Source organism: Brasilonema bromeliae SPC951, from assembly GCF_012912135.1.
Classification (GTDB): Bacteria; Cyanobacteriota; Cyanobacteriia; order Cyanobacteriales; family Nostocaceae; genus Brasilonema; species Brasilonema bromeliae.
The window spans coordinates 1-18903 of record NZ_QMEB01000042.1 but is presented as its reverse complement, the minus strand read 5'-3'; the positions used below and the strand labels follow the sequence as shown (position 1 = coordinate 18903).

At 43.1% G+C, this 18903-nt stretch carries 15 protein-coding genes; 9 read left to right on the top strand and 6 right to left on the bottom strand.

The window, feature by feature from the left end:
* Positions 1-36: 36 nt before the first annotated feature.
* The 5 genes from DP116_RS07855 to DP116_RS07835 all read left to right on the top strand — a co-directional run bounded on the left by DP116_RS07855 (position 37) and on the right by DP116_RS07835 (position 4862).
* Positions 37-1539 carry an aldehyde dehydrogenase family protein gene (locus DP116_RS07855; protein ID WP_169154655.1) on the top strand — a complete coding sequence of 501 codons (1503 nt, stop codon included), beginning with the start codon at positions 37-39 and terminating at the stop codon, positions 1537-1539.
* A 99-nt stretch (positions 1540-1638) separates the two neighbouring features.
* Entirely contained in the window at positions 1639-2355 is a 717-nt protein-coding gene (locus tag DP116_RS07850; protein WP_169154654.1) for an SDR family oxidoreductase, read from the top strand.
* A 41-nt stretch (positions 2356-2396) separates the two neighbouring features.
* Entirely contained in the window at positions 2397-3029 is a 633-nt protein-coding gene (locus DP116_RS07845; protein ID WP_169154653.1) for an NADPH-dependent F420 reductase, read from the top strand.
* A gap of 239 nt (positions 3030-3268) precedes the next feature.
* The gene (map, locus tag DP116_RS07840) at positions 3269-4096 is read left to right on the top strand and encodes a type I methionyl aminopeptidase (RefSeq protein ID WP_169154652.1); all 828 of its coding nucleotides are present in this window, start codon (positions 3269-3271) and stop codon (positions 4094-4096) included.
* A gap of 187 nt (positions 4097-4283) precedes the next feature.
* On the top strand, positions 4284-4862 hold the full coding sequence (locus DP116_RS07835) for a Uma2 family endonuclease (RefSeq protein ID WP_169154651.1): 579 nt from the start codon (positions 4284-4286) through the stop codon (positions 4860-4862).
* A gap of 220 nt (positions 4863-5082) precedes the next feature.
* Here DP116_RS07835 and DP116_RS07830 read toward each other — a convergent pair whose 3' ends face one another.
* The 3 genes from DP116_RS07830 to cofH all read right to left on the bottom strand — a co-directional run bounded on the left by DP116_RS07830 (position 5083) and on the right by cofH (position 8731).
* The gene (locus DP116_RS07830; protein ID WP_169154650.1) at positions 5083-6582 is read right to left on the bottom strand and encodes a family 10 glycosylhydrolase; all 1500 of its coding nucleotides are present in this window, start codon (positions 6580-6582) and stop codon (positions 5083-5085) included.
* Between the two features lie 486 nt (positions 6583-7068).
* Positions 7069-7467 (bottom strand): photosystem II protein Psb27, encoded by a 399-nt coding sequence (psb27, locus tag DP116_RS07825; protein ID WP_169154649.1) that lies wholly within the window; start codon positions 7465-7467, stop codon positions 7069-7071.
* A gap of 124 nt (positions 7468-7591) precedes the next feature.
* Positions 7592-8731 (bottom strand): 7,8-didemethyl-8-hydroxy-5-deazariboflavin synthase subunit CofH, encoded by a 1140-nt coding sequence (gene cofH, locus DP116_RS07820; RefSeq protein WP_169154648.1) that lies wholly within the window; start codon positions 8729-8731, stop codon positions 7592-7594.
* A 744-nt stretch (positions 8732-9475) separates the two neighbouring features.
* Here cofH and DP116_RS07815 point away from each other — a divergent pair.
* The 3 genes from DP116_RS07815 to DP116_RS07805 all read left to right on the top strand — a co-directional run bounded on the left by DP116_RS07815 (position 9476) and on the right by DP116_RS07805 (position 14155).
* On the top strand, positions 9476-10855 hold the full coding sequence (locus tag DP116_RS07815; RefSeq protein WP_169154647.1) for a hypothetical protein: 1380 nt from the start codon (positions 9476-9478) through the stop codon (positions 10853-10855).
* 132 nt (positions 10856-10987) lie between these two features.
* Positions 10988-12226: a glycosyltransferase gene (locus DP116_RS07810; RefSeq protein ID WP_169154646.1), complete on the top strand. Its 1239-nt coding sequence runs from the start codon at positions 10988-10990 to the stop codon at positions 12224-12226.
* Between the two features lie 168 nt (positions 12227-12394).
* Positions 12395-14155: a glycosyltransferase family 39 protein gene (locus DP116_RS07805; protein WP_169154645.1), complete on the top strand. Its 1761-nt coding sequence runs from the start codon at positions 12395-12397 to the stop codon at positions 14153-14155.
* Positions 14156-14259: 104 nt separating this feature from the next.
* Here DP116_RS07805 and iscB read toward each other — a convergent pair whose 3' ends face one another.
* Both iscB and DP116_RS07795 read right to left on the bottom strand, forming a co-directional pair.
* The gene (gene iscB / locus DP116_RS07800; RefSeq protein ID WP_169154644.1) at positions 14260-15558 is read right to left on the bottom strand and encodes an RNA-guided endonuclease IscB; all 1299 of its coding nucleotides are present in this window, start codon (positions 15556-15558) and stop codon (positions 14260-14262) included.
* A gap of 224 nt (positions 15559-15782) precedes the next feature.
* A complete protein-coding gene (locus DP116_RS07795; protein ID WP_169154666.1) occupies positions 15783-16349 on the bottom strand; it encodes a DUF3318 domain-containing protein in 567 nt (188 codons plus the stop codon).
* Positions 16350-16467: 118 nt separating this feature from the next.
* Here DP116_RS07795 and DP116_RS07790 point away from each other — a divergent pair, with 118 nt between their 5' ends.
* Positions 16468-16761 carry a hypothetical protein gene (locus DP116_RS07790; RefSeq protein WP_169154643.1) on the top strand — a complete coding sequence of 98 codons (294 nt, stop codon included), beginning with the start codon at positions 16468-16470 and terminating at the stop codon, positions 16759-16761.
* A gap of 182 nt (positions 16762-16943) precedes the next feature.
* On the opposite strand, the gene DP116_RS07785 is transcribed toward DP116_RS07790, so the two are convergent.
* Entirely contained in the window at positions 16944-18593 is a 1650-nt protein-coding gene (locus DP116_RS07785) for an iron uptake porin (protein ID WP_169154642.1), read from the bottom strand.
* Positions 18594-18903 lie beyond the last annotated feature (310 nt).

Here is an 18903-nt window from a genome sequence, read left to right as displayed (position 1 = left end):
GTGGTATCTCTTACCAAGATAGATATATAAATCATAATGATTACTTGTACACAGGCAGAACAACCGAAAATATCAGCACGCCCTGATTTTCCCTTCACTCATAACAAACTCTACATCAATGGCGAATGGCGCGATTCTGCTAGCGGCAAAACTTTCTCAGTCATAGATCCAACGACTGAAGAAGAGATTGCACAGATTGCCGAAGGCACAGCAGAAGATGCTGAAGCGGCAATCACAGCGGCGTATCAAGCCTTTGAAACAGGTCCTTGGGGACAGATGAGCGGACACGAACGCGGTACAATCCTCTGGCGAATTGGTGACCTTTTTCTCAAGTACGGTGAAGAGTTGGCATACTTACAAGCCAAAGAGATGGGACGGCTGTTTACCGACAGCATCACGGTGGATATTCCCCATCTTGCCAATACGTTTCACTATTTTGCGGGGTGGGCATCCAAACTGGAGGGTGCGGTGAAACAAACTACCAAAAACTTGCACACTTATACTTTACGGGAACCGCTCGGTGTGGTAGCAGCTATCACTCCATTCAACTTTCCACTGATTCTCTCAATCCATAAATTCGCACCAGCTCTAGCGGCGGGTAATACAATCGTTCATAAACCCTCCTCAACAACCCCTCTCACGGCGCTGAAGGTGGCTGAGATTACGGCGGAAGCGGGACTACCATCAGGCGTGTTCAATGTTGTTCCAGGACCGGGAAGTACGGTTGGGCACGCCCTCTCGACCCATCCTATGGTTGAAAAAGTTGCTATTACAGGGTCAACTGCTAGCGGTATTCGGGTGATTAAAGACTCAGCCGATACTTTAAAGCACCTAACAATGGAACTAGGGGGAAAGTCCGCCAATATCGTCTTTGCTGATGCGGATCTTGATGCAGCCATAGAAACTGCCTATTACGGTATGTTCTACAACAAAGGTGAAATCTGCTATGCCGGATCGCGGATGTTGGTGGAGCGATCGATTTATGACGAGATGGTAGAACGGGTGGCGCAACGGGCGAAGCAAATAAAAGTTGGTGCTCCACTTGATCCCGATAGTCAAATGGGACCGATCGCCAACAAGAGCGAGTATGACAACGTGCTTAGATACTTGGAGGTGGGCAAACAAAACGGTGCCCGGTTGGTTGCTGGTGGTAAAACAGCAGATATCGGTACAGGGAAAGGATACTTCGTTGAACCAACTGTCTTTGTCGATGTCAACAGTGACATGGCGATCGCTCGTGAAGAAACCTTCGGTCCCATTCTCTCAGTGATTCCCTTCGAGGACTTTAATGATGCAATTCGGATTGCCAACAGCCATCAATACGGACTCGCGTCTGGTGTGCAAACTCGCGATATCAAGAAGGCACACAAGGCAGCCGCACGGTTAAAGGCAGGTACTGTGTGGATTAACACCTATGGTCACTTTGATCCATCGAGTCCATTTGGTGGCTACAAAATGAGCGGTTATGGACGTGAAAACGGTCAGGAAGCATTGGAGTTCTACTTGCAAACCAAGACCGTTTGGGTAGATCTGTCATAGTCCGCTTTTGCAAAGGGATGAGTCATGCCTGAAAATCATCCTCAGACCTGTTTTCAAGTAGAAAAGACAGTTGTCAACTCAATTTAGGAGATTTTTATCATGGAATTAAAGGGAAAAACTGCAATCATCACCGGAGCAAGCAGCGGTATCGGTGAAGCGACTGCTCGCGAATTGGATGCTGCTGGAATGAATCTTGTCCTCACCGCTAGGAATGAAGACAAACTTAACAAGTTAGCTACCAGCCTCACTCATGCTACATTTGTTGCTGGTGAGGTGACTGACCCAGACTTACCCAAACGCTTGTTAGAGCATGCAGTTAGCTCATTTGGTCGAGCAGATGCGCTGGTTAATAATGCTGGGGTGATGGTCGTTGGTTCAGTAGAAACTGTTGATATTGAAGCACTTTGCCAGATGGTACGCATCAATGTTGAAGCGGCTTTTCGCATGGCTTATGTTTTTGCAAGGCACTTCAAACAAAATGCCAATGGATTTATTGTCAACCTGTCCAGCATTTCAGGGACGACAAACTACCCGACAATGGCAGCTTACTGTGGTACTAAACATGCCATAGAATCTTTTACCGATTGCTTGCGATTAGAATTGGCGGGTTCTGGGGTTGGTGTTGGCTGTATTGAACCGGGTAAGGTAGCGACGAACCTTTACCAAAACTGGAGTGAAGAGGAAAAGCAAACAGTAGCGGTTGAACAACCGCTTGTCGCAGAGGACATCGCCAGAGCAATTCGATTCCTGCTAGACCAACCCAGCAACGTAAATATTGGTCGCCTGCTGATCACACCAGCGAATCAGTCGGCATAATCCACAAAAGCAATTTGTACTTCAATCAAGGAAACAAAAATATGAACATCGGTATCATTGGTGCTGGCAAAATGGGCACCGGCTTGGGAAAGTTGTGGATCAAGAATGGTCACAACCTTATGTTCAGTTACTCACGTGATATGGAGAAGCTGAAGTCCCTGGCAGAATCAATCGATCCAAGTGTTCGTGTTGGTACGCCAACAGAGGCGGTGCAGTTCGCTGATGTCGTCCTGCTGTCTGTGCCTTGGGCAGCTGTCCCAGATGCTTTGAAAGCTGCTGGTTCCTTAGACGGGAAGATTCTCTTCAGTTGTGTTAATGCACTGACACCAGATATGAGCGGGATGGCAGTTGGGACAACCACTTCAGGGGCTGAGGAGATTGCAAAGCTTGTTCCTGGTGCACGCCTTGTTGAAGCATTACCCGTTTTTGCGGAAGTCCTGTACTCTGCTTCGCGAAAATTTGGTCAGCAAGAAGCAACTGTTTTCTACTGTGGTGATGACGCCCAAGCCAAGGAGATTGTCGCAGGATTATTGCGTGAAATCGAAGTTGAGCCACTTGACGCTGGTGAACTGAAGAATGCACGCTTTATCGAACCAGCAATGATGCTCTTGGTACAACTGGCTTATGCTCAGAACATGGGTGGAGAGATTGGCTTGAAGTTGCTGCGGCGTTAATGTGTTTGATTTGTGTGAAAGTGCCTGCGCATAGCGCATAAATCTATTGGTTCAGATTCCTGACTTCGAGTGAGAAGTCGGGAATCTTGTTATTCACGTAAGCTCGTAGGCTTATGATTTCAAATTGCTATAGCAAAAAATAAGTTACCTTAGATATTGAGATACAAGTATTATTTCTCAACAAAGTTAGAAGAAGTATTAACACACAACAGACAAGGCACAAAAATTATTAATTTCCCATGAACATTCTCAGTAACCTGCTTTCTCTGCCAGTTCAAAACAACCCTCAAAAAAGACAACGTAGAGGAATTGAAATTAAATCGCCGCGTGAAATTGACATTATGCGGCAATCCGCAAAAATAGTGGCAACTGTGCTAAAAGAAATTTCTGAGCTGGTTAAGCCAGGTATGACGACAGCTGATTTGGATGCTCATGCGGAAAAACGTATCAGGGAAATGGGCGCAACACCAAGTTTTAAGGGATATCACGGCTTTCCTGGTTCTATCTGCTCTAGTATCAACAATGAAGTTGTGCATGGCATCCCTAGTGCAAAAAAAGTTATCCGCACTGGAGATGTCTTAAAAGTTGATACTGGCGCATATTACCAAGGCTTTCATGGTGATTCTTGCATCACAATCGCTGTCGGCGAAGTCACCCCAGAAGCAGCCAGACTGATTCGTGTTGCAGAAGAAACTCTTTTTAAAGGCATTGAACAAGTGAAAGCAGGAAACGACCTGATGGATATTGCTGGGGCAATTGAAGATCATGTCAAAGCAAACAAGTTTGTTGTGGTAGAGGACTTTACCGGACACGGTGTTGGTCGCAACCTACATGAAGAACCCTCGGTTTTTAACTTCCGCACTCGCGAAATACCTAATGTCAAACTGCGTGAGGGGATGACGCTGGCGATTGAGCCTATTTTGAATGCTGGTTCCAAGTATACACGGACGTTATCTGACCGTTGGACAGCTGTAACAGTGGATAATTCTCTATCCGCTCAGTTTGAGCATACTGTGTTGGTAACAGAGACTGGATACGAGATTTTGACTGATCGGACAAAACTTTGATTTAGCTTTGATTTTGACACACAAAACCGTACAACCTGGCGGAGTGAATTTTCCAAAGTCTTTTTGATGGGATACACAGAAGACTTCCCGGTATTCCCGTCCCGCCAGGTAAAAAGCGCGGTTGTTGCAGCCGATGGTAACGTGGCAAGAAAATCCTGGTTGAAAATTTCTCTCTTGGCAGGTCATTATGACAGCTATTACCATCAACTTAAAAAATATCGTTAAACTTAACGACGACCAATTTTACCAACTGTGCCAGGATAATCCCGAAGTCAAATTTGAGCGCAATGGTAACGGGGAACTGATTGTCATGCCACCAACGGGGGGAGAAACAGGGAAACGCAATGCGAAGCTAACTGCTCGATTTGTTGTTTGGAATGAACAAACTCAACTGGGTGAAGTTTTCGATTCTTCCACTTGCTTTAAACTTCCCAACGGTTCTTCACGTTCTCCAGATGTCTCTTGGATAAAACTAACCAGATGGAATGCGCTGACACCGGAACAACGCGAAAAATTTCCTCCCATTGCTCCCGATTTTGTTTTAGAGCTGATGTCTCCATCTGATAGCTTGAGTGATACAATCACCAAAATGCAAGAGTATATGGATGCCGGGGTAAAATTAGGTTGGCTGATGGAAAGAATGACACGTCGCGTCGAAATTTATAGACAAGGGCAACCAAAAGAAGTATTAGAGTCCCCCACAAGCTTATCTGGAGAAGAAGTTTTACCTGGTTTTGTTTTGGATTTACAGATTGTGTGGGGCTAATTCTATTTATTACCTGGCACTCTTGCCTCCTCCTCAATACAGTTCGGATAAGCTCATAAGTGCTAAAATGTCAACTATCTTATCTGAACTGTATTGCTCACCAATTTGTCCCCTAAAAACAGCCAGCCTTTGAAGCACCTCGATTCATCGTGGAGTCAAGACGAAATATCGTATTAAGGCTGGCTGTTTTTTCGTGTTAGACTCGGTCACGACTCCCTAATCACTGCACGCGGCAGAACTTACGCTGGTTATCATACTCTGGATCTTGCCAAGAATAAGCAAAATGGCTGACTCCCTTGATTTGCGGTGCAAGTTTGCGGAGTGCCTGCATTTGCACTTCCAAGGGAGGACGATTGCTTATTGATGCTCCCCACTGACCAGCTATCGCTGGAATCACCTGGGTATCTGGTTTCGCCATGTTTAAAACCCGCTGCACCTGTGCTGCAATACAATCAGCACTAGCACAATTTGCATAAGACATGGGATGCCACTGTATTGTATTTGGGAACTTATCCCAAGGTTGCAGGCGAGAATCATATCCCTGACCGACCATTTGGTTACCATCAGGAAAAAATACCGCTCCTACTGGAATACCTTGTTGCTGTGCTGGATATGCAGCTAAGGCTAAAAAATCTACGATGCCTTGCATGGCGTGAGCAACTGCTAACTGCCATAACTCCGATTGTAGTTGCGGTTGCCTTTGATCTGGGGGAAGGATTGACTTTTGCTCTTGGGGTGGAGTGCGACCTTGCCATAAGGGTTCTCCTTCTTGAGGATAGAGTTTATCAGCCTCATTTACATCTCCGGCTGTGATATATCCCTTAGTTAAAAAGCGTCTAATTAATTCCAATCCTTTGTAATTCAGTGCTCGTCGGAATAAAGCCTGTTGAGTCGCGTCACTATACAGCCATAAATCTGTGACTTTTGTGGCTATGGAATCAGTGCCTGCCTGTCGTGGATAGCGTACATAGTCGAAGAGTACCCCATCTGGACGACGGCGCACCACTTCCTGTAACATTTGATAATAGTCTCGTTTGGCTTGCAAGTTGTAGGGATCGATAAAGACCTGAGAACCGTTATCTACAACGTAGAGGCTGGTTTGACCCTTACCGTTGCGGGCAACTGCCCCTTCTCTATCTGAACGCTGGGCGTAAGTATAGCCAAAATTTGTGGTGAACATCCAAGCGTAAACTTTCAGACCGCGTTCCCGCCCTTTTTGAATTGCTGTGGCGAGCAAATCAGTCTTTTCTGTGCCTGGTGTGCGAATCACTGAAGGCCAAACCGTGGGATTAGCCCCTTTTGGCAGAAGTACTTGACCATCGTAAAAAACTTCCAAATAAACTTCGTTATAACCTCGGTTGACAATCCGATCCATGATTTGGTCAACCATTCCTGGTTGAACATCACAAGGATACAAACGCAACCAAATTGCTTGCAACTGAGGCCAAGTACGATTGCGGCATTCCTGCAAAACTTGTGCGTTTTGTTGTAACAATTGCTGGTAACGACTTTGTGCCTGTTGATCACCCTTAAGTGCAGACAAACGTAAGTTTTCTTTTTCTTGCGCCTGAGGTGGTGGTAACTGGCAATACTCAGTCAGCTGCGCCGCTGCTGGCTGATTTTTTAAAAAGGGAATCAGCAAACTACTGCTAAAAATCAGAGCAGCAAGCAGGCGTTGCCAAAAGAATATTGTTGCAACATTCAAAGGACGGTTGGACATACGTACAAGTAGAAAGACAAAACAATCAATCCCAACGGAAGTTACGTAGGATAATGTGTATAAAATTGCGTTTTTGATAAATAGGGTTTTGAAGCCCAGACGGTATAGACTCCCAAATCTCTATTTCTGTTGCCGAATTTTGTGACTCAATTTAAGTAACACGAAATTTTCATACAACGTCCTGATAAACAGATTGTTTGTGATGTTGAGAGCAACAATCTTGTGGTATCTACAAGCTTTTCTGACGCGAAATTTCAAAATTCAAAAAGAAAAACCCAAATTATGTGACTTTTTTAACTTAATGATGTGACAAAATTATCATCGGTATAGAGTAAAAGTTCAGCACTCAAAACTTTGAACTCTGAACTTATAAGTCAGCTGAGTTTTGTTTTTAAGGCTTAGTTCAGTGATGTTTTGGTCATCTGTTGGCTTAATCCCACCGCTATAACGGTACTCCGTTTAGTGGTGGGACTTACGCCGCAATAGTTAAGCACCACGGCTTAATGCTGCTTCTACCCGCTCAAACTCTTGCTCTAAGCGGTCTTTGAGTTTTTGTGGCACGGGACGATTTGGATAAGAACTATAGTGTCCGGCTAGGGAGTTAAGGGCGGTTCGCATGGTTGTAAAAGAAGCCAAACCAGAGACAGAGCCATCTCGCTGATAACGAGCTGCAAAGTCATTGATTTTCTTACGCGCTTCTGCTTGAGTTGATGCTCTATCTGGAGAATCTTGTGGTAACTCTATAGCAGTCCTCAAAGTATTTACGACAGCTAAGGTATCTTGGCGATAATCTCCTGTTAAAGCACCCGGACTGCTGTTACAGCCCATCAAACCAACGACGACAAGCAAAACCAGGGCAAGCAGACGTGACCAATAGCGCTTCATAAACGTTAAGTGAAACAATACCTAAATCAACGTCCATCGTATCCTGGATTGGTATCATGGGGATCATTTCATCGCAGGATACGGCAATACGAGGAGATAGGGAGTGTGGGAAAAGATCTTTCCCTCATAATCCCACTGTTTGATATAAAGTATCTCGTTGTTGGTAAGGACGCCCGATGGAGGTGATAGCAGCTTGCAAGGTTTCGACTTCCATGTTGGTTCCACCTTGAGCACCTGCCATTGTTGTGATATGTTCTTCCATTAATGTGCCACCAATATCGTTGCAACCCCACAATAAAGCTTCTGTTGCACCTGCCAAACCCAGTTTTACCCAACTTGGTTGATGGTTAGGAATCCAGTTTCCTAAAAAAATTCGTGCAACAGCAGTGAGTAGCAGTGCATCTCCCAAAATAGGTTGATCGTGTCCTACACGACGACGTAGAGGTTTGGGAGCTTCTTTGCCAACGAAAGGTAATAGAATGAACTCAGTTATGCGAGCAGGGTAGTCCCGATGAATGGCAGTTTGTTGGAGCGATCGCAATTTTTCCAAATGCTTAATTTGTTGCTCTGGCGTCTCAATATGCCCTGATAACATTGTGCTTGTGGTGTACAAACCTAGTCTATGAGCTGTACTCACAATTTCCAGCCATGTTGTTGTATTAATTTTTTCTGGACAAAGAATGCGCCGCACTTGATCATCTAACACTTCAGCTGCGGTTCCTGGCATAGAATCAACACCAGCATCTTGGAAAGCGATAATCACATCGGCATATTGCAGTGCATCTTCTCTTGCGATGAATTGCACTTCTTGGGGAGAAAAAGCATGTAGATGCAGTTGGGGAAATTCTTGTTTAATCTTTTCCACAACCTTGAGGTAGTAAGGCAAAGATTTTCCGTTCACCTTCGCCTGTGGGTTTAAGCCTCCCTGCATACAGATTTCAGTTGCACCCCGTTGCACTGCATCTGTCGCCTTTTCCAAAATATGCGCCCAATCTAACCAGTAAGCACCCTCTTCCCCCTCATCTCGCCGGAAAGCACAGAAACTACAGTGTTGCTCACAGATGTTAGTAAAATTAATATTACGGTTAATGATGTAAGTAACAGTGTCCCCCGCTTGCCGTTGACGCAGTTTGTCAGCTGTAGCGCGAATAGCAGCAACTGCACTTTGGTCATTTTGTTTTAATAAAACCACTGCCTCTTCGGGAAGTAAATCATACCCACTCAAAGCACGCTCAAGAATAGCATCAACAGTTATAGTAACCACAATTTCTCAAAAGCAAACCACATTTATTATTTTGACATTTTTGATAAGTCAGTAGGCAAAAATATCTACCTTATTATTAAGTTTGCTTATTGTTCTGAAACCATTCGCACATTTTGGAACTCTAATCATTAAAAAGTATTTAGAGATTTATGCAAGATGAATTCTTCAGTCTTCTGCCACTGTTTTCCATATTCCTAAACACTATTTAGGGCAAACCGCTTGCGGCACCAAATAACTTTACCAAAAATATTGCTGTCTGAAAACCTGTTCTTGAATGCTATTTTTCATCAAATATTAGCCAATTTTTAATGAGTGAAAACATACAATTGGTTATTTTTCAATCCAATCAATAAAATTTAACTATATCTTTACTGTTTTTCTGATTTTGTCAAGAGTAAATCAAGTGATTTTTCTTTCAGAATGACGGTCTTATAATTTGTTCATCAAACGGTGTAACAGTAATTATACGTGGTTTAAAGTGGCTAGCTATCAGAAAGTAAGCCGCAAGCATCTATTCACATCGACAACTCAGGGCTACTACAAAGCCCCGCCTTTAAAGGCTGCGGTTAGCTTACTTGCTAATTGGTAGACTACCCAGTGAGAAGGTAAACTCCTAGATGGATAGTACTATCACTCTAATTTGGGTATAAGCCTTTACCGCTAAGTTTTTCTGTCAATTTAGTTTCAGCCTTTGGCAATCTCCCCTTTTGATAGGGCAAACTTTGTAATGGCAAGTTTTTAAAAATGATCAAGCACATTTCTCATAGAATATTCATCACTGTATTTATTTTGATTGCTCTTCATGCAACACCTGATGGACCTCAAACAAGTCGCTATACTGATGCCATTCACTCATTTGTGAATTTTGGTACATTTGCACTTCAAAAAGGATATCGATCTCATATAGATATTTTGCTGCTTAATAATAATGCTTACTCTGTTATTCCGCCTGGTATTCCAATTATTCTGGCTCCTCTTTACTTTATTCACCAAATGTTAATGAGGCTGATTGGTATTCCAGAAGGAGAAGTTTATTGGGCAATCTTTAATATCTTATCGAACGTTTGTGTTAGCGCTCCTCTTCTTGGAATTGTGGCAGTCATAATGTTTAAGACTTTAGATTATTTCACGAATGATCTTGTCAAAAAATTATGGGTCGTTTTTATTTTCATCTTCGGTTCATTAGTTTTTTTCTACTCTACTAATGGGATTTGGTCTCATGTCTACACAATGTCGTTTATTTTTCTAGCTTTTTATTTAATTATCAATCAAGCAAATAGCTTTTTTATTGGACTTTTCTTGGGCTTAGCCCAAATGGTTGATTATATTGCAATCGTGCCAATCTCTTTACTAATTGGATTTTGGATATATTTAAGAATTCAAGAGAAAGATAACAAAAGTTTGCTGACAAATATCTTCTTGCTATTGTTGGGTTACTCAATCTTTTTAGGAGTCATTATGTTCTATAACCAAACAATTACAGGGTCAGTGTTTAAAACTCCTAACTCACTGTTTCTCAAACAGTTAAATCAAGAAGACACTATCCAAAAAAGCATGTTTATTGTTCCTTCTTTAGGAACAATTTGGAGTTTGACATTCAGTTCGTTTAGAGGAATTTTTCTATACTTTCCCATGACGATTTTATTTCTTGGTTCCTTTGTAAAAAAGACTTACCAAAAAAACAATGTTATACTGTTCTGTTTTATCTTCTTTGCCTTTATTTTTGTGTTAAATGCTTCTTACTATGCATGGTCGGGTGATGTCTGCTTTGGTCCACGTCATTTAGTGGTTGCTACCCCATTTATTCTTCTTCCAGTAGTCTACTCTCCTCTAAAGTATATTAAATTATTGGGAGTATTATCCATGTTTATTAATCTCGCTGGAGTTTCTACGATTCCGTCTAATAATTTACTTATAAATATAGTGATGTTTCTGTATCGAGGTCCTTTTCTTCATTGGCAAGATTACTTGTACAAAGTAGTATTGCCTCAGTATTATAATGTTCGTCTCTCTTTAATGACACCCTTCTTTATATACGTAGCAACTGGTTTCCTTATTTACCTAATTTGGAAACCTGGTATAAATCAGGAAGAGGTGCTGCTTAAAGATAAATTGGTAAGCTAATGCGCGTCTAAGTGCTACTTTGTGAATAAAATTTATCTTAGTTAACTACTAGAAAATAACGCTAACCACAACCTGGTAAGGGTGTTATTAACAAAACTACTAGAAATCTGTTTACCATATCATCCTTTTTGAATGAGTATCATCCAACCTAATTCCCTCTTAACAGTACCCACTGGTTCATTGCAGATATTAGAATTGCCAGCTGCAACAACAGAGGCAAATAGTGAACCCATTGTACTTTCTCTAGTTATTCCAACTTACAAAGAAGCGGCAAATATCCAAAAAATTGTCTCCATATTAACCAACTTACTCGATGAGTACATACCAGGAAAGTACGAGTTGATAGTGGTAGACGATGATAGTCCAGATGGCACATGGAACATTGCACAGTCATTGATGACAGAATATCCCCAATTGCGAGTTATGCGACGACAGGGTGAACGGGGATTATCCAGCGCTGTCATTCGGGGATGGCAAGCTGCTACTGGAAATATTTTAGGAGTTATAGACGCTGATTTACAACATCCACCTCATGTGCTGCTGCAGCTATTGCAAGCAATTGAGGAAGGAGCAGACTTAGCTGTCGCTAGTCGTCACATAGAAGGCGGTGGAGTCAGTAGCTGGAGTTTTGTCAGGCGTTTGTTATCACGAGGTGCTCAGCTATTAGGATTGATCATCTTACCTGGGGTTCTCTCAAGAGTGTCAGATCCGATGAGCGGTTATTTTATGCTCCGTCGCCACTGTATAGTCGGTAAAACCCTCAATCCGGTGGGATACAAAATTTTGCTGGAAACCATCGGGCGCGGAAACGTGGGCAAAATTGCAGAAGTTGGGTATGTGTTCAGTGAGCGCAAAGAGGGTGAAAGTAAGGTTACTTGGAAACAGTATGTCGATTACATCCACCACTTAATCCGCTTACGCGTATCAACAGGGAGACTGTCGAAATTTAGTCGAAATTTCCCCATAGATCGCTTCCTCCGCTTTGGCTTGGTAGGATTATCGGGGGTGTTTGTGGATATGACAGTACTGTACTTACTCAGTGACCCAACGACTTTGGGTTTACCCCTGACACGCAGTAAAATCATAGCTGGGGAAGTGGCAATTTTGAATAACTTCTTGTGGAATGACATCTGGACGTTTGCTGATGTCAGCAGTCAGCAGCAGGAATGGCGTCAGCGCTTGAAGCGGTTTTTAAAATTCAACATAATTTGTCTTGCGGGACTGGTGTTGAATGTGTTGGTGTTGAACTTGGTGTTTAATTTCGTGATTCGCAACCGCTACGTTGCTAACCTGATTGCTATTGCTGTTGCTACTGTTTGGAACTTTTGGGTGAATTTGAAGCTTAGTTGGCGCGTGACTCAGGTGAAATAGGACGGAACAAACAGCCATGTGTTTTGAGTGATAAGTTATGAGTGGTAAATCATATGGTTTTACCGGACTGTCTAGAAGCTGTTTGGCACAGCCGTTACGAATCAAGATTCAATAGAATTAAGATTCTTAAGAATCCTCACGCATGACGGCTGAGGAGTGTCAAAATTTATGAATGTCATTATCAAAACTCAAAACTCAAAACTCAAAACTCTATTACTGCTGGCGATTTGGCTACTCATTGCTGTCGGCTTGCGTTTAACGAACTTGAGTGCTAAACCACCTTGGACTGATGAGTTTTCTACTCTGGTATTTAGCTTAGGTAATAGCTTTTTGCCAGTACCGTTGGATCAGCCGATATCTGTTGATGTTCTCTTACAACCACTACAACCACTGGCTACCGCTGGCATACAAGACGTATGGAAACACTTATCTACTGAAAGTAATCATCCGCCGCTTTACTTTATTCTCACTCACTTGTGGATGCGGCTGTTTCCTACACATGAGGGTTTGGTGTCGTTGTGGGGGGCGCGATCGCTTGCAGCTTTTTTCGGTGCAGCATCTATCCCAGCTGTTTATGCTTTAACTCAGCTAGCATTTCGTTCTCGTCTTGTCAGCCATTTAGCGGCTGCAATGATGGCTACTTCACCCTACGGCATTTTTTTAGCACAGGAAGCCCGTCATTATACTTTAGCAATTTTATGGGTGATTGCTTCTTTAGCCTGCTTAGTTATTGCCAGTCGTCACATCCAAAACCATACTCAAATACCCATCCAGATAGCGCTTTCGTGGGTGGGAATCAATGCTGTTGGTATTGCGACTCATTACTTTTTCACTCTCACCCTCTGCTGTGAAGCGTTGGTTTTACTTTTTCTTGCTTGGCGACAGTGGACAAGAAAGACGAGGGAGAAATTTTCTACTTCCTCATCTCCCCCAAATCTTTACTCTCCCTGGTTCCGCATCTACGCTGTTGCGCTAGGTACATTTGTAGCGGGTTTAGTTTGGCTCCCAGTGTTTTTACAGAATAGTTATGGCGGGAAGTTGACTGAATGGATTCAAGGCCCACGTACTGGAATGGCTTGGATCAACCCAATTTTTCAAGCTTTGGCAGCATGGATTACGATGATTTCTTTGCTACCAGTGGAAGCATCACAGTTAGCAGTTGTGATTGTTTCTGGACTGTTGATGCTTATATTTTTCATTTGGGCAGTACCAATTTTGGTGCGTGGAATTAAAGTTTATCTCAAACAAGCACAAACCCGTTTGATGGTTCAAGTGTTTGCTGGTTTGATTGCAGGGGCTATAGCTTTATTTTTTCTTTTTACTTACTTTTTTGGTATTGACTTGACACGAGGTGCTCGTTACAACTTTGTTTACTTTCCTGCGGTGATAGTCTTACTTGGGGCAAGTCTAGCAGTTTGTTGGCGTGATCCCATTTTGGAAAAAGGGAGATGGGGAATAAATGGCAAAAAAGCTGTGATCATCATTTTGTCGATGGGATTGGTTAGTGCTATCACTGTTGTTTGCAATTTGGGCTATCAAAAATACTACCGTCCAGACTTATTTGTACAACTTATTGAACAAACATCCCATGTTCCTGTACTCATCGCCACAACTCATAAAACTCATGTACAAATTGGGGAAATGATGGGGATAGCGAGGGAATATAAAATACAAAATTTCATACAAAATTCCATACAAAATTCAAAATCCCCATCACCGCTATTTCTCCTTGCTCATCAAGACGAAGACCCCAAGACTTCCACCGTTGCACTCCAAAATACGTTAAAAACACTACCACGCCCTTTTGACTTATGGTTAGTAAACTTTTATGCTCCTCAACCGGAGGAAGTTAAAAACTGTGTTGCTGAAACTCAATCTTTAAGCGCAGTCAACGGCTACGACTATAAACTGTATCATTGTGGTGATTAGTCATCAGTTATTAGTTATGATTTGATTTCGTGAACTATTGTTCAAAACTTTCTGGAACACTCACTGATGACAAACCAGCGATCGCAACGCCTCTAATCTTCATTTCAGTGGGAAATAGTGGAAAATGCATACATATAGCCATCATTTCGATGAATAGCTTTACAGTACTTATGTCTAACTGGGCTGACTTTACCAATGTGTTTGGTCATCTCAAAAACCCCAGTTTTTCTAACAGTTAGTCGTCCTACATGAGTGCCTGCAAACTTGCCCCTTGGCAGATTTGCCTGCGCCATATCTCCTGTTTGGAATCCAAAGAAAACTTTCTTTCTCTCCCTATGCTTTATGGGAAAACCGTGCTTGTTGGTTATGCACATTTGACGAGTTCCCCAGCCTTTGGCGCTAATCAATAGTGGTTGAGAGGTGAGGACTGTCAACATGTCTTGTGTACCAACACAAGCTGCGTCCAGCCAATGGGTTTTGGGCAGTTCCAACCGGGTGCGGTTGTACTTCGTTCTTCCTCCTGTACCAATTTCCACGGGTAGGTCTGTCTGTTGAAGTTGGTTAAACAACGCCCAACGAGTGGAGTTAACAGATGCTGCATCTTTCAATGGCTGTTTTGCTTGACTGAGTACACGGTTGAGGACATCCGGTTTTTGCGCCAAGAAATCACGAATATCTTGATTGCTCTTGGCTTGATTGCACTCATGGCAGGCAATAGTGAGGTTAGAGACGCGGTTACTACCTCCTCTAGACCTTGGGTGAATATGGTCAATTTCTAAGCGAGTATTAGTTGCACTACAGTAAGCACACTTCCTACCCCACTTCTGCAACAGGTATTCCCGTACCTCGTAGCCAAACAACTCGCCCTGTTGGTACTCAATCCCGGTTGTCTCAGGGTTGACCAGAACTTGTGTGTTAAACTTGACTAACTCCTGAGATACCCCGGTAATTGGGACATACTTTTTGATTCGCAAAACCCAAGTCATGATGTTGTAGACACGAGATTTCAAACTAGGTGCCAACCACCCTTTAGATCTTTGACGCTTACCTCTGTTTTTTATCGGCGGTCGTCTGTAACGGGTTTTGCGATTACGTCTACTACGCCGAACAGCATTGCGTGCTTTGAGGTCATTGCTGATTTTTTGTCCTCTGTGTTGTAACTGTGCGCCCCACACCACTTTGTCTTGTTGTATAATTGCAAGCCCTGTCGTCTTCGACCCTGGATCGATCTTCAATTGGTGAGGACCAGGATGCAGTGAGGCTGGATATTTCAGGATGATTACGAATGGGTAACGGCGAAATACTGCTGCATTCCCCTGTTTTAGTAACCGTCTTGCTTGCCCAGGTGGTACTGGGTCACACGGTTTTTTGTTAGTGTCAATTACAAATACGAAGTTAGACATTTGTCCTCCGGTAACCGGGTTATGTTGTCCTCGCCAAAGTTAAAAAGGCTTGTCATGTCAAGAACACTGGCTTAGCTAAATAGACCTGTTTAATCCTTGACGGCAGTAGCCCTAAGCTGGAAAGCACCTAGAGATGCCATCACCTTTTTAACGTAGTATTCAAAGTACTTAAGCGTGGCTATCTCTACAACGGTAGCTACTGGTTGTCCAGTCCTGTCCACTGTTTAGCGGATAGCTCGTAAATTTTGGCTACGAATCAACTCAGTAAACTCTAATCCAGAACGCCCTTCAATTTTTGCCACCGCCTCAATAGCAGATAACAGGTGTTGTGCGGCTTCAGCTTCTGAGTAACCCCGTCGTTGCGCGACATGAATGGCAGCTTCATCAGCGTCTAACTCTGTTTGCTGGGATCGGTTAGTCCGCCAAATGCGAAGCATAGACAGCGTAGTTAATCCACCAGCAACAACTATACCCACTGGATCTGCTTGGGCTGATTCTACAAAAGCGCCCAAAACACCAGCGATCGCCATACCCTGATAAATGTCAGGTTTAAACCACTTGACTTGCGTCAACCAACTAACAGTCCGCAATAGTAATAAATCGCGTTGCGGTTTCGTCAGGCGACGCCATAAATCAAAATTAATATAGATTGGTCTTTCCTTATTCCAAGGTAATGGAAATGTTGCGTCAATCACTTTTGTCTGTTCGGGCTTGATAACGATTTTTGTCATCATTCGACCAGAAGCAGGCATTATATCTAGCAAACGGCGAATTTCAACGTTTGTTTCCATGTTAATATCAGCTTTCATACAACTTATAATATATGCTTATGCTTAGAATACCTGGTTTATGGGCTTTCAATGTAGTCATTCATAATTGATATAGCTAATGACAAACGACTTATAACTAATGAATATAGATGCTTTTGCTCCAACCCCACCTGAATGGACAAACACGGCAATTCATGCTTATGAATTTTGCTGTCCTAACTGTCACTCCAGTAGCTTAGAAGCTGTACAAGTCTGGATAAATCGTCGTTCGCCTGTGATGACGGAAAACTATCGTCGCAAATGGCAGGAGTTTTACCAGTGTCACTGTGGTTGCGTATGGTGGGCTTGGAGTAGCGATCGCCCCAAAGTGAAGCGTCCTTCGGACGATGACTCCTCCGGAACTGGTTCTCCAACAAATCTCGATCCTCAATAAACTTCCTGTAAATTATCTGCGTTTCTCCGCACGCATCCATCTGGGGTTCTAAAAACCCCTAAACCGGATTTTTACAAGAAACGCAACACTCATCAGTTGAGTCATACAAAAAAAGCCCGCATAAGCAGGCTTTTTTTACATAACCCCACCCCAAAAGAGTGAGAGTTGCTGTAGAGCTAATTTTAGAAAGTAAAGGTAGTACGCAGTGTACCTACATAAACGGTATCGTTTCTGTCGTTATGTTCTGGGTTGAAGATCACCAACACACCAGGAGTAACAGCAATGTTGTCAGTCAGTTGCAGTCTGTACAGTGCCTCTAAGTGATATGATGTGTCTCTGTCTTGACGACGAATACCGTTTGCTTGAACGAACTCGTTACCAGTTGTTTTAGGAGGTTGACCAAAGACAAAACCAAGCACGCTACCTTGTCTGCCAAAGTCTTTGAAAGCAACATTAGCAGCCCAGTACTCAAAGTATGCATTATTACCTTCCCTAGGACCGCTCTTAGCTTCTGCCTCACTGTAACCATACCAACCACCAAGCGTAACCTTGGGACCTAGTCTCAAGGTGGCTTCTACGCCATAGTGGTCAGCAGTCAGAGCAGCGCCACCGAAAGGATTATTAGCATACTGACTTCCTGTAGAGCCAAAGAGGTTAATGCTATTGTTGGCAACATTTCCTATATTTTGGTAAGTGCGAGCGTAGGTCAAACCGATATTAAATGCTTGACTGGGCTGGAAGGATATCTGACCAAGGGCTGCATATCCACCATTTAAAAAACCTGATCCATCGTTAGGATTGTTAGCTCTGTCGGCTAGATAAGCCGCTGATACAGTGATAGGTCCTTTGGGATTGACGACTAATGTTGCACCTGCACCACCCTCACCTACACGATAGATCGGGCTGAAACGACCATAGCGAGAGATAGCACCCCTACCGGAGCTGTTGAACTCAGGGGTAAAGGTGTTAATGTTTTCGTATAAGAGACCACCAGTAGCATCAATCTTGACACTTAGTGCATCACCCAACTTGAAAGCATAGTTAAGTTTTTCGAGCAAATTGTCATTGCTTTCATTCCCATCAAACCCTAGACGGGTCATGTTAGTACCCGTTACGTTCGTACCATAAGGAGTGATATTCCGGGACTGCAAACGGATTTGTAACTGGTCTGAGCCAAAGAAGCTGGAGAGCAAGTTCAGACGAACCCGGTCAGCGAAAATGGTATTAGAATTCAAGTCCTGAGCTGTTGCCGGGTTTACACCAGAGGGAACAGCCCGATTATCGCTACCAAAAATGTCAGATATATTGAAAATCGCTTCACCAACCAGTTTTGTCGTGGTAGAGAATTGATTTGCTTCCAACTCAGCAGTACGAGCTTCTAAAGCATCAACACGACCACGCAGGGTAGCCAATTCAGCAGAAAACTCTTCTTGCAAGCGCTGCAAGGTAGCTAGGTCTTCTTTTCTGACTAAGTCGGCAGTAGCTGTTGCAATCAGTTCATTCACTCGATCCAAACAGGCGTTCAAACCAGCCGCGAACTCATAACGGGTCAAAGCGCGGTTACCGCGATAGGTACCATTGGGATAACCTGCAATACAACCGTAGCGCTCTACCAGAGACTGCAATGCTTGGAATGCCCAATCTGTTGGCTGTACGTCGGAAAACTGGGAAACAGATGTTACTTGACCAATGTTGTCTGATTGTGATGTCAGCACAGAGACGGAAGTCACCTGTTCGTTGACTTCTGCAGCCATAGCGCTATTCGCAGTGAAGAATGTGGCTGCCAGAACAACCGGACTTAGCTTCAGAACGTTCCGCAATTGTGTTGTCATAATTTTTTCTCTCTCACACCTAAATTCGGCTTAGATATGATTTGTTGTTTTTTCACATCTAAGTAAGTATTTACAGATTTCACTCCTATAACTCAGGTTCTCAGATCAAGATGAAATTAGGATGAAATTCTGAATGTTTGAACCAAACAAATTCAGTAAGTAAAACATGCATTTCCGAAACATTTTGTCAACTTTAATCAAAATAAAAGTATTAGCATACTAAGATGAAATTCCAAATGCTTGAATCAAACAAATCAATAAGGGACTTCCAAGGAATAAATTAATCAACAAAAACCAAGAAACTAGATTT

Coding starts and splice junctions, on each gene's coding strand:
- DP116_RS07810 (WP_169154646.1), top strand. CDS start 10,988: ATGAGTATCATCCAACCTAATTCCCTCTTAACAGTACCCACTGGTTCA.
- DP116_RS07795 (WP_169154666.1), bottom strand. CDS start 16,349: ATGGAAACAAACGTTGAAATTCGCCGTTTGCTAGATATAATGCCTGCT.
- DP116_RS07805 (WP_169154645.1), top strand. CDS start 12,395: ATGAATGTCATTATCAAAACTCAAAACTCAAAACTCAAAACTCTATTA.
- DP116_RS07850 (WP_169154654.1), top strand. CDS start 1,639: ATGGAATTAAAGGGAAAAACTGCAATCATCACCGGAGCAAGCAGCGGT.
- DP116_RS07855 (WP_169154655.1), top strand. CDS start 37: ATGATTACTTGTACACAGGCAGAACAACCGAAAATATCAGCACGCCCT.
- map (WP_169154652.1), top strand. CDS start 3,269: ATGAACATTCTCAGTAACCTGCTTTCTCTGCCAGTTCAAAACAACCCT.
- DP116_RS07790 (WP_169154643.1), top strand. CDS start 16,468: ATGAATATAGATGCTTTTGCTCCAACCCCACCTGAATGGACAAACACG.
- DP116_RS07835 (WP_169154651.1), top strand. CDS start 4,284: ATGACAGCTATTACCATCAACTTAAAAAATATCGTTAAACTTAACGAC.
- iscB (WP_169154644.1), bottom strand. CDS start 15,558: ATGTCTAACTTCGTATTTGTAATTGACACTAACAAAAAACCGTGTGAC.
- DP116_RS07845 (WP_169154653.1), top strand. CDS start 2,397: ATGAACATCGGTATCATTGGTGCTGGCAAAATGGGCACCGGCTTGGGA.
- DP116_RS07785 (WP_169154642.1), bottom strand. CDS start 18,593: ATGACAACACAATTGCGGAACGTTCTGAAGCTAAGTCCGGTTGTTCTG.
- DP116_RS07830 (WP_169154650.1), bottom strand. CDS start 6,582: ATGTCCAACCGTCCTTTGAATGTTGCAACAATATTCTTTTGGCAACGC.
- psb27 (WP_169154649.1), bottom strand. CDS start 7,467: ATGAAGCGCTATTGGTCACGTCTGCTTGCCCTGGTTTTGCTTGTCGTC.
- DP116_RS07815 (WP_169154647.1), top strand. CDS start 9,476: ATGATCAAGCACATTTCTCATAGAATATTCATCACTGTATTTATTTTG.